The organism is Myxococcus sp. AS-1-15, from assembly GCF_020037055.1.
Taxonomy (GTDB): domain Bacteria; phylum Myxococcota; class Myxococcia; order Myxococcales; family Myxococcaceae; genus Myxococcus; species Myxococcus fulvus.
Genome location: NZ_JAIQDF010000015.1, coordinates 84,416 through 99,274 on the forward strand (window position 1 = coordinate 84,416; position 14,859 = coordinate 99,274).

The 14,859-nt window shown below is 68.5% G+C and carries 12 protein-coding genes; 1 reads left to right on the plus strand and 11 read right to left on the minus strand.

All coding sequences use genetic code 11. The features are described 5' to 3' along the window. Nucleotides 1-25 precede the first annotated feature (25 nt). The gene (locus K8625_RS32850; RefSeq protein ID WP_223784944.1) at nucleotides 26-1,636 is read left to right on the plus strand and encodes an aminopeptidase P family protein; all 1,611 of its coding nucleotides are present in this window, start codon (nucleotides 26-28) and stop codon (nucleotides 1,634-1,636) included. 143 nt (nucleotides 1,637-1,779) lie between these two features. Here K8625_RS32850 and K8625_RS32855 read toward each other — a convergent pair whose 3' ends face one another. From K8625_RS32855 to K8625_RS32905, 11 genes are all read right to left on the minus strand, one after another. Then, a complete protein-coding gene (locus tag K8625_RS32855) occupies nucleotides 1,780-3,066 on the minus strand; it encodes a winged helix DNA-binding domain-containing protein (RefSeq protein WP_223750613.1) in 1,287 nt (428 codons plus the stop codon). Nucleotides 3,067-3,176: 110 nt separating this feature from the next. Then, nucleotides 3,177-4,604 carry a DUF2914 domain-containing protein gene (locus tag K8625_RS32860; RefSeq protein WP_223784945.1) on the minus strand — a complete coding sequence of 476 codons (1,428 nt, stop codon included), beginning with the start codon at nucleotides 4,602-4,604 and terminating at the stop codon, nucleotides 3,177-3,179. Between the two features lie 79 nt (nucleotides 4,605-4,683). Further along, on the minus strand, nucleotides 4,684-5,004 hold the full coding sequence (gene grxD / locus K8625_RS32865; protein ID WP_223750611.1) for a Grx4 family monothiol glutaredoxin: 321 nt from the start codon (nucleotides 5,002-5,004) through the stop codon (nucleotides 4,684-4,686). A 12-nt stretch (nucleotides 5,005-5,016) separates the two neighbouring features. Next, the gene (locus K8625_RS32870; protein WP_141326072.1) at nucleotides 5,017-5,274 is read right to left on the minus strand and encodes a BolA family protein; all 258 of its coding nucleotides are present in this window, start codon (nucleotides 5,272-5,274) and stop codon (nucleotides 5,017-5,019) included. Then, complete coding sequence (locus tag K8625_RS32875) at nucleotides 5,274-5,819, minus strand: YqgE/AlgH family protein (RefSeq protein WP_223750610.1); 546 nt, start codon at nucleotides 5,817-5,819, stop codon at nucleotides 5,274-5,276. The genes K8625_RS32870 and K8625_RS32875 overlap by 1 nt, the downstream gene beginning before the upstream one ends. 77 nt (nucleotides 5,820-5,896) lie before the next feature. Then, nucleotides 5,897-6,358 carry a response regulator gene (locus K8625_RS32880; RefSeq protein WP_046712197.1) on the minus strand — a complete coding sequence of 154 codons (462 nt, stop codon included), beginning with the start codon at nucleotides 6,356-6,358 and terminating at the stop codon, nucleotides 5,897-5,899. A 93-nt stretch (nucleotides 6,359-6,451) separates the two neighbouring features. Beyond that, on the minus strand, nucleotides 6,452-7,264 hold the full coding sequence (locus K8625_RS32885) for an ABC transporter permease subunit (RefSeq protein ID WP_223750609.1): 813 nt from the start codon (nucleotides 7,262-7,264) through the stop codon (nucleotides 6,452-6,454). A gap of 118 nt (nucleotides 7,265-7,382) precedes the next feature. Further along, nucleotides 7,383-8,267 carry an ABC transporter permease subunit gene (locus K8625_RS32890; protein ID WP_223784946.1) on the minus strand — a complete coding sequence of 295 codons (885 nt, stop codon included), beginning with the start codon at nucleotides 8,265-8,267 and terminating at the stop codon, nucleotides 7,383-7,385. Next, nucleotides 8,264-9,850: a peptide ABC transporter substrate-binding protein gene (locus K8625_RS32895; RefSeq protein ID WP_223784999.1), complete on the minus strand. Its 1,587-nt coding sequence runs from the start codon at nucleotides 9,848-9,850 to the stop codon at nucleotides 8,264-8,266. Before K8625_RS32895 ends, K8625_RS32890 begins: the two co-directional genes overlap by 4 nt. A gap of 281 nt (nucleotides 9,851-10,131) precedes the next feature. Beyond that, a complete protein-coding gene (gene lon, locus K8625_RS32900) occupies nucleotides 10,132-12,588 on the minus strand; it encodes an endopeptidase La (protein WP_223784947.1) in 2,457 nt (818 codons plus the stop codon). Between the two features lie 198 nt (nucleotides 12,589-12,786). Then, complete coding sequence (locus tag K8625_RS32905; RefSeq protein WP_223750606.1) at nucleotides 12,787-14,856, minus strand: prolyl oligopeptidase family protein; 2,070 nt, start codon at nucleotides 14,854-14,856, stop codon at nucleotides 12,787-12,789. Nucleotides 14,857-14,859: the final 3 nt, after the last annotated feature.

A 14,859-nucleotide genomic window follows, 5' to 3' on the forward strand; every position in this document is an offset into this window, starting at 1 on the left:
GGCCGCTGGCCGAGAGTTATCGGCCATGGCCACGTCCATCCCTTCGTCCTCGGTCGCTTCCGACAGCACGCAGCCCGCGGTCGGTGAGCAGCAGTCCCTCGTCACGTCGGAGCCGCAGGCTCCAGCGGCGAAGCCCGCGAGCCACGACTCGCTGCCGCCCCAGGCGCTGCTCGACTTCATGCTCGAGAAGTGGAAGCCCGCGTCGGGGAAGCTGCCGCCGAAGATCAAGTACGCGGAGTCCTTCAAGGCCCGTCGCAAGGCGCTGTCGCAGGCGTTCCCTGGCGAGACGCTTGTCATCCCCACCGGCCACGAGAAGGTGCGCGCGAACGACACGTACTACCGCTTCCGCCCGGGCACGGACTTCTACTACCTCACCGGCAACATGGAGGCGGACTGCGTCCTGGTGCTGGAGCCGAAGGACGGCGGCGGCCACACGGACATCCTCTTCGTGGAGCCCAACCCGGGCCGCTCGGACGCGACGTTCTTCACGGACCGGGTGAAGGGCGAGCTGTGGGTGGGCCCGCGCCTGGGCGTGCCGGAGAGCCGCGCGCGCCATGACGTCGACGAGGCGCGCGGGCTCGACACGCTGAACGCGTACCTCAAGGGCCTGAAGGGCTCGGCGAAGTCCACGCGCGTGTTGCGCGGACACTCGGCCAAGGTGGACGCGGAGGTGGCGGAGGGCGGCGAGCGCGACAAGGCGCTGGCCACGTTCCTGTCGGAGATGCGGCTCATCAAGGACGCGCAGGAGCTGCGCGAGCTGCAGATCTCCATCGACGCCACGCAGCGCGGCTTCGAGGACGTCATCCGCAGCCTGAAGGTGGCGAAGACGGAGCGCTACGTGGAGGGCATCTTCAACCTGCGCGCGCGGGTGGAGGGCAACGACACGGGCTACAACAGCATCGTCGCCAGCGGCTCTCACGCGTGCGTGCTGCACTGGAACCGCAATGACGGTCCGCTCGTCCCCGGGGACCTGCTCCTGCTGGACGCGGGCGTCGAGGGCCACACGCTCTACACGGCGGACATCACGCGCACGCTGCCGATCAACGGCCGCTTCTCGCCGGAGCAGAAGGCCATCTACGAGCTGGTGTACGCGTCGCAGGAGGCCGCGTTCGCGGCGGTGAAGCCGGGCAACGACTTCATGGAGCCCAACCGCGCCGCCATGCGCGTCTTGGCCGAGGGCCTGGAGAAGCTGGGCATCCTCGAGGACGCCGAGGAGGCGCTCAAGGACGAGCACCAGTTCTACAAGCGCTACTCGTTGCACAACGTCAGCCACATGTTGGGGCTGGACGTGCATGACTGCGCGCAGGCGCGGCAGGAGGCCTACAAGTACGGGAAGCTGCAGGCGGGCATGGTGCTCACGGTGGAGCCGGGCCTGTACTTCCAGAAGGACGACCTCACGGTGCCCGCGCGCTACCGCGGCATCGGCGTGCGCATCGAGGACGACATCGTCGTCACCGCGCGCGGCTGCAAGGTGCTGTCCGGCAACATCCCGCGCACGGTGAAGGACATCGAGGCGTGGATGAGCGGCGTGTGGAGCGCCGACAAGGCGTCCGCCGCCCCCAAGGGCAAGAAGGCCGCCGCGAAGAAGGCGAAGGCCCCCGCCGCGAAGAAGGCCAAGGCCGGCAAGCGCAAGTAGTCCCGTGTCACGTCCCGGCCCCACCACGAAGCAGGTGCGGGCCGGGAGCTCGGCGCCGTGACCTCGCGGTCGAGCCGCACCGGGCACGAAGTCCTCCGAGGTCCGTATCCACGCGTGCCCGCGTTCCGCTGCGCGGCGTGCTCTCAGGCCACCGGGGCGAAGCGCACCTCGTGCTCCGAGGCCTCCGCCGCCGCGAAGGAGAGCAGGCGCAGCCCCTCCTCCGTGAGCGCCTCGCGGTCCTCGCGAGACAGTCGGGCGAAGGGCGAGACGTGCAGCGTGACGCGCGTCTTCTCCCACTTCAGCTTCCACATGCCGCGCACGAAGCCGTCCACGAGCACCGTCGGACGGATGATGCCGTTGACGGTGAAGACGCGCTTGCGATGCGGCTCGGAGATGACGCGCGCGCGGTCCGAGTGGGACAACAGCAGGTTGTCGAACTCGGGCACGAAGCGCACGGGCACCGGCGAGTCACCGTCGGGCCGGGGCGCGTCGGGGAGGTCGAACAACTCGACGCCCTGCTCGTCACGGAACACGCGAAGCTCGGAGCGCATCCGCTCGAAGACCTCGCCCAGTCGCACGAAGCCGGACCAGTGCTGCATGTCCTTCACGCTGGCGGGACCGAAGGCGCCCAGGTAGCGCCGCACCAATGACTCCAGTGCGAGCGCGGGCTCCAGGGGCGCACCGAGCCACGACGCCGACGGAGTGAACGTCACCTCTCCGCCCACGCCCCAGGTGCCGAACGGAGGCACCGTGACGAGCGACTCGGCGACCCGCACCACGAACGCCAGCGACTGCGCATCCCGCTCCGGCCAGCGAGCCTGGAGACGCCGCCCCAGTTCCACCGAGCTCAGGGGCTCACGCGAGAGGAGCCGACGTCCCTCGGCGAGCAGCGCATCCATGTCCAGCCCCGCGAGCTCTCGCGGATACGCGCTGTGATTGAACATCCGGTCCAACACGGGCTGGAGCGCGGGGCGCAGCGACTGGTAGTCCCGCGCGGTGACCAGGTGCTGCGTGGAGCGCAGCAGCGTCGCCCGAACCACTTCCCGTTGCTCGTAGCGTCGGGTGAGGTCCTCGAGCTGGAAGTCCTCCATCCGCGTCCACAGGCCCAGATACGGCGCGTTGCCAGCCTGGGCCTGGAGCCCCACCAGGTGCTCGAGAACATGGGGCACGGACTCACGGGTCCGTCGCAGCAGGAACTGGCGCGCGAGCAGCGCCCGGTTCAGCTCACGCTTCGTCAATACGGGCGTCAGCGCCGCCTTCGCACCGCTCCGCGTCGCGGAGGAGGAACGCTTGCGAGGTGTCGTCACGGCGGCCTCCTGGGCACCCCGAAGCACCGAGCCCCGCCGGGGACGCGCCCCGTCTCCCTTCGAGCGTTGCGCGTCCACGGGCACGAAGGGAAACGGCAGGAACATCAGGGGAATGGGAATCATGGGGCGTGGGTCCTCGCGAGTCCGGGACAGCTCGACGGCTTCGTGAGACGCACCATGACGACCGGGCGTGACAGCTATATGTCAGGTATGTAGGCCCCCGGACACACGCCTCAAGGCGTCGGAGCGGGAGCCACCTGAGGAGGCACCTCGTCGGCCGGAGCCGGGGCCGCCCCGGGCACCGTCCCACCCGAGGGCGCGGCCGGCGTCTTCCGCGTCTTCTCCCACTCCTCGGTGGACAGCGGGAGGACCTCCTTCAGCGTGGAGTACTTCACCTCCAGCTCACGCGGGTCCGTACGCGTGTCCGCCCCCGCGGAGAAGGACAGGCGATTGATTTCGTGCCCGTCCTCCGTCTCCAGCACCACCCGCCAGTTGCCGGGCTTCAGGTTGGAGGTCGTCGCATAGTAGCGATAGCCGCCGTCCGTCCCGTTGCTGCTCACGTTGGCGACGAAGCCGCTGCCGTTCGTCGTCCACCCCTTCTCCGGGTGGTCGTAGTACCAGCGCACCCGCACCTTGTAGGGCGCGAAGTTCTTCGGCGCGAAGATGCGGAAGAAGTAATACGGCTTGTCGCCGGGGCGGATGACGAAGTCCGGACCGAACCACGTCCACGGCTTGTACCAGACCGAGTCATCCACCGAGGTCAGCTGGTACACGCCCGGGCTGACGCGCTTCACGTCGTGGAAGATGCCCGAGTACTGCACCGCCAGCGGTATGGGCGGGATGATGCCCACCAGGTAGCAGGCCAGGAGCGCCGCCTGCACCCCGAAGCCCGGCACCGCCACGTTGCGCACCAGGTACTGCATGTCCGGACGCCAGCGCGCCATCAGCCGCATCAGCCCGTACATGCTCGCGCAGCCCAGCGTCACCGACAGCAGGAAGACCCAGAAGCCGATGCGCCCGATGAGCACGGGCAGCAGGCACGCGAAGTACATCGTCACGCACAGGCTCAGCAGCGAGACGCGCACCACCGGGCCCATCTTGCGGAACAGCGGCAGCTCGTTGGCCACCAGCAGCGCGAACATGCCGACGACGAAGAGGTAGGGCGTGAAGCCCGACGTGCTCTTGAACAAGAGCAGCATGAAGACGCTGAGCAGGCTGCCGAAGAAGAAGTGGATGGCGTCCTCGCGCCAGCGCCACACCTTCTCCAACAGCTTCGGCGGCTCCGTGCCCTCCGGGTAGCGCTGCTCGAGCAGGAGCAGCGTCGCCAGGATGACCAGGTACCCGAAGCTCTGCACCAGCGTCAGCTTGTCGTCGATGCGGCTGAGCGAGACGATGTCGTAGAGGAAGCCGCCGAAGAAGAACGCGGCCATCTCCCACTTCTCGTGCCGCGTGCGGAACGCCTGCACCTTCTCCATCAGCGTGGGCGTCTTCGCCGTGGCCACCAGGTCATCGGGGTCCACCTCGACGGGCACGACGACACCCGGGGCGGCCTCCGTCACGACGACGTTCGCGGGGACGACGGCCTCCGGCGTCGGGGCACCCGACGGCTCGGAGGTCTCTTCGTTCTTCTGGGAGGTGTTGGGCGGAGTAGCGGTGACCACGGTGTTTCCTCGCGGTAGCGGCCGCCCATTCTAGCCGCTTCGAGGGGAGCGGGTCTCCCCTCCCCCCGAGGCCCCCGGCTCAGGCCGGGGACTTGCCCGCGACCAGGTCCGCCAGCTCGCCGCTCTCGGCCAGGCCCGACAGGATGTCGACGCCGCCGACGAACTGCCCCTTGATGAAGATCTGCGGAATGGTGGGCCAGTTCGTGTAGTCCTTGATGCCCTGGCGCACCTCGGGGTCCGCCAGCACGTCCACCGTGAAGACCTCACCGTGGGGCTGCAGCAGCTGCAGCGCCCGCGCGGAGAAGCCGCACTGGGGGAACAGGGCGTTGCCCTTCATGAAGAGGACGATGGGGTGCGACTGGGTAATCTGGTCGAACCGGGCCTTGAGGTCGGGGTTCATGGGGGTGTCTCCTTAGCGGTTCCCGAGCTTCTTCCACTGCTCGGGTGAATAGGTCTTGAGCGCGAGCGCGTGCAGCTCGCCCGACTTGAGCCACTGCTGGAGCGGCGCATACACGAGCTGGTGCTGCTGCACCATCATCTTGCCAGCGAAGTCCGGGCTGACGACGCGGGCCTCGAAGTGGTCCCCCGTCCCGGTGGTGTCATGCACCTCCACCTCGGAGCCCGGCAGGGCCTCCAGGATGCGGCTGCGGACGAATTCTGCGTCGAGCATCAGTTCATTCCCCTTCCCATCACCAGCATGGCCGGGTCCACGCCCATGCCACGCAACGTGGTCTCCCACAACTTGCCGGGCTCCAGGCCCAGCACCGCCTCGCTCGAGGCCTCCGTGAAGAGCCACGAGCCGGCGGCGATCTCACTCTCCAGTTGCTTGGGTCCCCAGCCCGCATACCCCAGGCAGAAGCGCAGCCGGGGCGCGCTTCGCTCCAGGAGCGGCCCCAGCGCGTCCAGCGTCACGCTGAGGAACAGGCCCGGCAGGACGGAGTGCTTCTCCAGCACCCCGCCATCGTCGTGCAGCACGAAGCCACGCTGGGGCTCCACCGGCCCCCCCAGGTACACGGGGTGGGTGGAGCGGTCCTCGTGGATGTCGAGCTTCTGACCGCGGGCCAGCTCGCCCAGCGTCAAGGGCGCGCCCCGGTTGACGACGAGCCCCATGGAGCCGGACTCACCGTGTTCGATCATCAAGACGACCGAGCGGTAGAAGTTCGGGTCCCCGAGCTGAGGCATGGCCAGCAGGAAGCCGGGAGCGAGGTTCTTCACGAGACGAGCATCAACCGTTCGAGCGAGCGGCGCAACCGGCAACCGCCCTGGGAAGACGGGTGCCGGGCGCCCCTCACTCAGTGCCAGCTGGTGTGCTTCGACTGGAGCGCCTCGGACAGGCGCTCGGGGTTGAGCGGCTTGCCGATGAACAGGTCCGCGCCCAGGCCCTTGCACTTGCGCGCCATGGCGGAGTCGCTCATCGCGCTCACGCCGATGAGCACGGCCTGGGGGAAGCGCTCACGGAGCCGTGACATCAGCGTGGCGCCGCTGCGGCCAGGGAGGAACACGTCGACGATGGCCGCGTCCATGCGCTTGTTGCGCACGGCGAACTCCGCCTCCTCGGCGCTGCCCACGGGCAGGGGCTCGTAGCCCCAGCCGGCCAGCATCTCCACGAGGATTTCGCGGTGGGACGGGTCGTCCTCCACGACGAGCACCGCGCTGCGCACGGGCTCCACCTTCAGCTCGTCACTGCGCTCGGTGCGCTCCTTCGCGTCGGGGCCGAGCACGGGGATCAACTCTTCAGTGGTGGGCAGGGACATGAGGGCACCGGTTGGGCAAAAGGTTTCCGTGTGATGGGAACCCACATGTCCTCGGTGGGAATTCCAAGCGGACACGCCCACGGCGCCTGCTCTTCAGGAGGCCTTGCGAGGGCCCGCCGAGAGCGCCTGGGAGGCGAGCGACGCGCCGAGCACCAGCATCACCAACAGCGCCCAGGCGGGGAGCACCACGCGCGCGCCGCCCTCGTAGATGAGGGCGGCGTAGCTGGTGCCCAGGTAGCGGCCCAGGGACATCGGCTCCATGCGAGCGATGCCGAAGAAGCTGACGGTGGATTCGGTGAGGATGGCGGTGGGCAGGCGGCTCAGGAACACGGCGAGCGCGAAGGGCCGGAGCGCGGGCCACAGGTGGACACGCAGGACATGAGCGCCGCCACCACCGAGCGCGCGCGCCGCGGCGACGTACTCCTGTCCCTCCAGCGTGGCCAGCCGGTTGCGGAACATCCGCGCGGGCCCGGCCCACCCCACCAGCGCGAGCGACATGACCATCAATCCGAAGGGCCCCAGTCCACCGCCGAGCCCCGCGTCCGCGAGCGACTGGCCGGCGAGCTGGAGCACCATCACCACGAGCACATCGGGCAGCGCGAAGACCGCGTCCACGCCGCGCAGGAGGACCTGTTCCCACGCGCCGCCGAGAAGCCGCGCCACCGCGGCGACGACGAGGCCGATGAGCGTGGAGAGCCCTCCGGCGCACAGGCCCACGGCCAGGGAGACCCAGAGGCCGCCGAAGGCCAGCTCGCACACGGTGCGGTCCGGACGCGTCGGGTCCACGCCCAGAGGACACGTGTTCGCGAGCACGTCCGGGAACAGCCGTCCGGCGACGAGGCTGAGGACGCCGAGCCCGACGAGGAGCACGAGTCCGACGCGGGCGCGCGCGGGGATGCGGTTCATGCGCGGGCCTCACGAGAGAACCTGTCGCCAGACAGACGAAGCACGCCCGTCAGGTCGCACGGCGCGAAATCACAAAGGGCGGGACCGTGCGAGGTGAGCTGAGTCGCGAGCCTCGGGCTCATGCGCGGGCCTCACGAGAACGCGGGTCCACGACGTAGCGGGCCACCTCCACCACGAGGCTCACGACGACGAGCAGCGAGGCGAAGGTGGTGGTCGCCACGACGACGACGGCGACCTGCTTGTTGAGCACGGCGAGCACGTAGAGCTGTCCGAAGTAAGGCAGGCCCAACACGCGCTCCGCCGCGAACGAGCCGGCGAGCAGCGCCGTGGCCACGGGCCCCACGGCATCGAGCAGCGAGGGCAGCACATTGGGGAGCACATGACGGCGCAGCACCGTGCCCGGCGACAGGCCCTTGCCCAGCGCGGTGCGCACATAGTCGCGCGACAGCTCCGTCTCCAGCGAGTCCCCCACCAGCGTGCCCAGGAAGATGCCCGGCCAGATGGACGTGACGAGCGCCGCGCACAGCTCCGGCAGCATGTGCCCGCGCTCGACCACCGCGGGCGCGAGCAACAGCGCGGGGATGAACACGGGGGTACCGAAGGCCAGCGCCGGCACGACGTCACCCAGGGCGGACCACCGACCTCGTCGCCAACGGGTGCGAATGAGCGCGAAGCTCAGCGCCCATGTCAGGGCCAGGGGAAGCGCGAGCATCCCCACGCCGACGCTGCCCGACAGCTTGCGCGCCAGTTCGTCGCCCGTGATTCCCTGCGCGCTCGTGCCCAGTCGCTCACCGCGCCACAGCTTCTCCCAGGGACGCAGGAAGCCAAGCGGCTCACCGAGGCCGAGGTCCCGGCGATACGACGCCATCAGCTCCGGAGACGCCTGCCGCTTCGCATCGCTCTCTGTGGTGAGCGGCAACATGGCCATGAGGAAGTACGAGGCCACCGCGACCACGGGCACCAGCACGAGCTGCCGCGCGAGCTTCTGGAGCACGGCCATCATCGCGCCACCTCGGTCTGCTCCGGAGTGGGCGCGGTCCTGCGCAGCGTGCGCAGGGCCAGGAAGTTGAACGGGTCCACATCCAGGCCCCGCAGCGTGTCACGCGCCCGAAAGTAGCGGTCCGGGTGGTACAGCGGAGCAATCACCGCCTGCTCCCCCACCAGCACCTGCTGCGCCTGCACATACATCGTCCGCGCGCGCGCCTCGTCCGCCTCGCCGTCCCCGGCCTCCAGCAGCCGCTCGAAGCGTGCCATGGGCTCGCCACCGCCCTGCGTCTCCCAGCCCGTCTGGTGATTGCCCGAGCGCTCGAAGAGCGTGAAGAACGTGTTCGGGTGCGCGTAGTCCCCGCCCAACCGCCGCAGGTACAAGTCATACGCGCGAGGCCCCTTGGCCGTGCGCCGCGAAATCTCCGCCGTGAAGTCGGACCTCGCCTCCAGCTCCACCTTCACGCCCACCCGCGCGAGCTGCGCCGCCACGCGCTCGGCGATGGCCACCTCCGGCACGAAGTTGTCCCCCGAGCGGTACACCAGCCTCAACGGCCGCTCCAACCCGGCCACCGGCGCCAGCTCCGCCTTCGCGCGCTCGGGCTCGTAGTGCGGCAGCCGCAACGCCTCCTCGGCCGACGCAGCCCCCGGCAGCTCCGGAGGCAGCAACACATGCGAGGGCCGCGCGGCCGGCAGCAACCCGACCATCAACGCCTCCCGGTCCAACGCCCGTGACAGCGCACGACGGACCTCCGGCCTGTCCAACGGCGCGCGCTCCGTGTTGAACGCCAGGTAGTACGTCGACAACAGCGGTTCGCGCTGCAGGTCCTCGGGCCGCTTCACCCGCAGCGCCGCCGCGCTGTCCACGAAGACGAAGTCCACCCGGCCCCGCTCGTACAGCGCCGGTCCAATCTCCGACTTCATCAACGTGATGACGGGCACGGGCACCTCGCCCGGAGCCATGGGCGGAGGGAACGCCGAGCGCGGGTTGTAGACCAACCGCACCCGCTCCCCTGCCCTGTCCCAGCTCTCCACCCGATAAGGCCCCAAGGCCAGCGGCCGACCGTCACGAGGCCTGTCGAAGTAATCACGGACCTCCTCATCCGAGCGCCCGTCCAGGTCCGCGGAGGGCGCCGGGTAGAAGATGTAGACGTTCGCGATGCGCGCCAGGAAGTAGCTGCGCGGATGCGCCAGCGTCACCCGGAGCGTCCGAGCGTCCACCGCCTCCACGCCCACGCGCTCCAGCGCCGCGCGGATGTCCGCCTCGGGCGCCATGCGGTCCTGCAGCGCCAGCACCTCCGACGCGCCCTCCAGGTCCGCCATCTCCCCGCGCTCACGTCCGCGCAGCGCGCGCCGCCACCCCACCACGAAGTCCCGCGCCACGAGCGGCGAGCCATCCGACCATCGCACATCTCCACGCAGGTGGAAGACGTAGACCTCACGCCCCTGCTCGTCGCGAGAGCGCTCCCACCGCTCCGCCAACCCCGGCCGCACCGAGTGGTCCGCGCCCAGCAGCGTCAGCCCCTTCTGCGTCGCGAGCATCACCGGGTAGTTCGCCCAGCTCTCGGGGTCCGAATGGCTCCAATCCAGCGTGGTGGGCATCGCGGGCACCACCACCTTGACGCCCGACTCCGGCTGGAAGCCACACGGCCCGCAGGCCCCGGTCACCCAGGCCAGCAACAGACACCACCAGGCGAGTCGAGCGCGAGGAGCCACCGGGCCACGTTGTACCCCGAAGCCAGGGACGCCCGGCAACAGAAGCCAGACGCCCCGTCTGCCCGCTGGAAAAGAGAGAAGCCAGGAGCCCGGCGACCTCGCGGGTCGACGGACGTCCTGGCTTCGAGCACGTCAAGGAGGACCGAAGCCCTCTCCTGTCAGTCCCGCTACGCCGGAGCCGGGGCCGGAGCCGACGGCGCCTCGGCCGCCGTGGTGCTCTTGAGCCCATCCGAGCTCGGCTTGCCGCGGCCGAACTCCTCGGGCTTCTCCAGCACCAGCGCCTCGCGCAGCACGTCGTCCACGAACTCCACCGGGACGATGCGCAGCTGCTTGCGAATCTTCAGCGGGATGTCCTTCAGGTCCTTCTTGTTCGCCTTCGGGATGAGGACCGTCTTGATGCCCGCGCGGTGCGCGGCCAGCGTCTTCTCCTTCAGGCCGCCGATGGGCAGCACCCGCCCACGCAGCGTGATTTCACCCGTCATCGCCACATCCCGACGGATGAGGACGCGCGTGAGCGCGCTCACCAGCGCCGTGCAGATGGTGACGCCCGCGGAGGGGCCATCCTTGGGAATCGCGCCCTCGGGCAGGTGCACGTGGATGTCGTAGTTCTCGAACACCTTGCGGTCGATGCCGAAGCGGTCCGCCCGGCTGCGCACGTACGACATGGCCGCCTGCGCGGACTCCTGCATCACCTCGCCCAGCTTGCCGGTGATGATGAGCTTGCCCTTGCCCGGCATCACGGTGGCCTCGGTGGTGAGGATCTCTCCTCCCAGCTCCGTCCACGCCAGACCCGTGACGATGCCCACCTGGTCCTCGCGCTCCGCCACGCCGTAGCGGTAGCGCGGCGTGCCCAGGAACTTCATCGCCGTCTTGCGGTCCACCTCGATGTCCCGCTTGCCGTTCTTCAGCACGTCGCGGGCAATCTTGCGGAACACGCCGCCAATCTCACGCTCGAGCGAACGAACGCCGGACTCGCGCGTGTAGCGGTGGATGATGGTCCGCAGCGCCTCATGGCTGAAGTCCACCTTCACGTCCGTCAGCCCGTTGGCCTCCTGCTCCTTCGGGATGAGGTAGCGTCGGGCGATGGAGAGCTTCTCCGGCTCGGTGTACCCCGCGATGCGAATCACCTCCATGCGGTCCTGCAGCGGACCGGGGATGTTGTGCATCGTGTTCGCGGTGCAGATGAACATCACCTTGGACAAATCGTAGTCGAGGTCCAGGTAGTGGTCGTTGAAGTTGTGGTTCTGCTCGGGGTCCAGCACCTCCAGCAGCGCCGCGCTCGGGTCGCCTCGGAAGTCCGTGGACATCTTGTCGATTTCGTCGAGCAGGAAGACCGGGTTGTTGCTGCCCGCCTTCTTCAGCGACTGGATGAGCTTGCCCGGCATCGCGCCGATGTACGTGCGCCGGTGGCCGCGAATCTCCGCCTCGTCACGCACGCCGCCCAGGGACAGGCGCACGAACTTGCGGCCCGTGGCCCGTGCAATCGAGCGCGCCAGCGACGTCTTGCCCACGCCCGGAGGTCCCACGAAGCACAGCACGGGGCCCTTGAGCTTCTTCACCAGCTGCTGCACGGCCAGGTACTCGAGGATGCGCTCCTTCGGCTTCTTCAAGCCGTAGTGGTCCTCGTTGAGCACCGTCTCCGCTTCCGTCACGTCCAGCCGGTCCTGGGTCTCGTCGTACCAGGGCAGGCTGATGATCCAGTCGATGTAGTTGCGAACGACGGTGGCCTCGGCGCTCATCGGGCTCATCATCCGGAGCTTCTTGAGCTCCTTCTTGACCTTGAGCGTGGCCTCCTTGCTCATCCGCTTGTTCTTCAGCTTCTCTTCAATCTCCTGGATCTCGTTCTTGAACTCGTCGCGCTCACCCAGTTCCTTCTGAATGGCCTGCATCTGCTCATTCAGGTAGTACTCCTTCTGGGTCTTCTCCATCTGCTTCTTGACGCGGGTGCGGATCTTCTTCTCCACCTGGAGAATCTCGATCTCCCCCTGCATCAGCTCGTAGAGCTTCTCCAGCCGCTTCGCGGGAGACTCGGTCTCGAGCAGCGCCTGCTTGTCGTTCAGCTTCAGCGACAGGTGCGCGACGATGGTGTCCGCGAGCCGCGCCGGGTCATCGATGCTGGCCACCTGCATCAGCATCTCGGGTGGAATCCGCTTGTTGAGCTTGACGAAGGCCTCGAACACGGAGTGCACGGAGCGCACGAGCGCCTCCAGCTCCACGCTCTTCTCCGTCTGCTCCTCCACCTCCTCCACCTCCACCATGAAGAAGGCGTCGTTCGGGTGGAACTTCTTCACCTTCGCGCGCTTCACCCCTTCCACCAGCACCTTCACGGTGCCGTCCGGCAAGGGCAGCAGCTGGATGACGTGCCCCATGGTGCCGAAGTGGAAGATGTCGTCGGGAGAGGGGTCGTTCGTCTTGGCCTTCTTCTGGGCGGCCAGCAGGATGACGGCCTTGTCGTCCGGCCCCTTGTGAGCCATCGCGTCCTTCAACGCGGCGATGGACTTCTCCCGGCCGACGAACAGCGGAACCACCATGTGCGGGAACACGATGATGTCCCGAAGGGGCAAGAGCGGGACGGTGAGTCCCCGCTTCTGGGCTTCCTTCTTGTCGTCACGTCCGAAGAACATGTATCCGCCACCTGCTGGCCTACCGGGAGGGTAGGCCCCTGAAGAGTTGCCCGGTTGCTCGTCCGGCGAGCGCACACCCGGGGTGAAGCACGTCTATAACACGTCGGTTTCAGGCGCCGTTCCCCGCCTCAAGATTGGGGAACCACCTGCTGCCATCAAGGGAACACCCGAAGCTTCCTCGGACGTCCCCTCCCAGTGTCAGCGACCCTGCGCTGCCTCCCCACCCTGTAGCCCACCAACCTCCAACGCCTCGAAAAGGAACGCATACAGGTCCGCGCTGGATTCAATGCTCTTGGCCACCTGGTCCGCGCCACTGTGTCCTGCGTTCATTTCGATGCGCAGCAGCGCCTTGGCCTGGTTGCCCGCCGCCTGCTGCACCGCGGCCACGAACTTGCGAGCGTGCATCGGGTCCACCCGGTCATCGTGGTCCGCGGACATCATGAGCAGCGCCGGGTAGGCCACGCCCGGCTTGACGTGGTGGTAGGGCGAGTAGGCGTGCAGCACCTGGAAGTCCTCGGGCTTCTCCGCCGTCCCGTACTCGGGAATCCACGTCCGGCCGCTCCCGAAGAGGTGGTAGCGCACCATGTCCAGGAGGGGCACCTGGCACACCACCGCCCCGTACAGCTCCGGGCGCTGAGTCATGGCCGCCCCCACCAGGAGCCCGCCGTTGCTGCCGCCCTGGATGGCCAGCTTCTTGGGCTGGGTGTACTTCTCCCGGACCAGGTACTCGGCGGCGGCGTGGAAGTCGTCGAAGACGTTCTGCTTCTTCGCCATGCGGCCCGCCTCGTGCCACTCGGCGCCGTACTCGCCCCCACCCCGCAGGTTGGCCACCGCGTAGACGCCGCCGGCGTCCAGCCAGGGCAGGATGCTGCCGCGGAAGGTGGCCTCCATGTTCACGTTGAAGCCGCCGTACCCGTAGAGCAGCGTGGGCGCGGTGCCGTCGCGCTTCAGGCCCTTCTTGTGCACCAGGAACATGGGCACGCGGGTGCCGTCCTTGGAGGGGTAGAAGACCTGGTCCACCGTGTAGGCCGCCGGGTCCATGGGCACTTCCACCTGCGCCCACAGCGAGGACTCCCCCGTCTTCACGGACGTCTTGTAGACGCGCCGGGGCGTGGTGAAGGACGTGAAGACGAAGTAGGCCTCGTCCTGGTCCTCCAGGCCCGTCAGGTTGGAGGCCGCGCCCACGCCGGGCAGCGCCACCTCGCGCACGGGCTTGCCCTGCAGGGTGGCCACGCGCACGAGCGTCGTCGCGTCCTTCATGTACTCCAGCGCCAGGTGCTCGCCGACGATGTTCACCGTCTGGAGCGCGGCCACCGGGTCCTGCGGAACGATTTCCTTCCACTGCGCGCGCGCGGGCTTCGCCGGGTCCACCTCGAAGACGCGCTGGCGCGGGGCGCCCTCGTCCGTGGTGACGTAGAAGCGGCCCTTCCACGCCTGCACGTTGTACTTGGCGCCCTTGCCCTTCACGAGCAGGCGGAAGTCCTTCTCCCCCGGCCGCTTCCAGTAGATGTCGTTTTCGATCCAGCCCCGCAGGATGGAGACGAACAGGAACTGGCCGTCCCGGCTCAGGTCGCCCTGCAGGAAGGTGGACGGGTCTCCGGTGCGCGGGTGGATCTCCGCGTCCTTGGAGGGCGCGTCGCCCAGCTTGTGGAAGCGCAAGCTGGTGTAGCCCGGGCGCGCGTCCACGGGGATGGAGGGGTCGGTGGGCAGCCACTCGTAATAGAAGCCCTTGCCGTCCGGCGTCCACTTGGGCTGCGCGTACTTGGCGCCCTCGATGACGTCCACCTTGGACCACTCACCCGAGTCCACGTCCACCACGTGCAGCACGGCCTCGTCGGCCGCGTTGGGCTTCTGCGCGAAGACCAGCTTCTTGCCGTCCCACGACGGCGACCACGTGCCCAGGGACACCGAGCCGTCCTGGCTCCAGCCGTTCGGGTCCAGGAGCACCTTCTCCTGCCCCTTCTCGCCGTCGCGCCAGTAGAGGACCGCCTTCTCCTTGTCCTTGTGCGTGCGCACGTAGAAGTAGCGGCCCGCGCGGCGCGCCGGCATGGAGATGGAGTCCACGTAGAACAGCTCGCGGAAGCGCTTCGCCAGCGCGTCACGCACGGGCGACTTCGCCAGCGCCTCGCGCGTCAGCACGTCCTGCGCCTTCATCCACGCCTGGACCTCGGGCGCCTTCTCATCCTCCAGCCAGCGGTAGGCGTCCGGCACCTGCACCCCGTGCAGCGTGTCCACCACCGCGTCCACCCGAGTCGCCGGGTAAGCCATGCG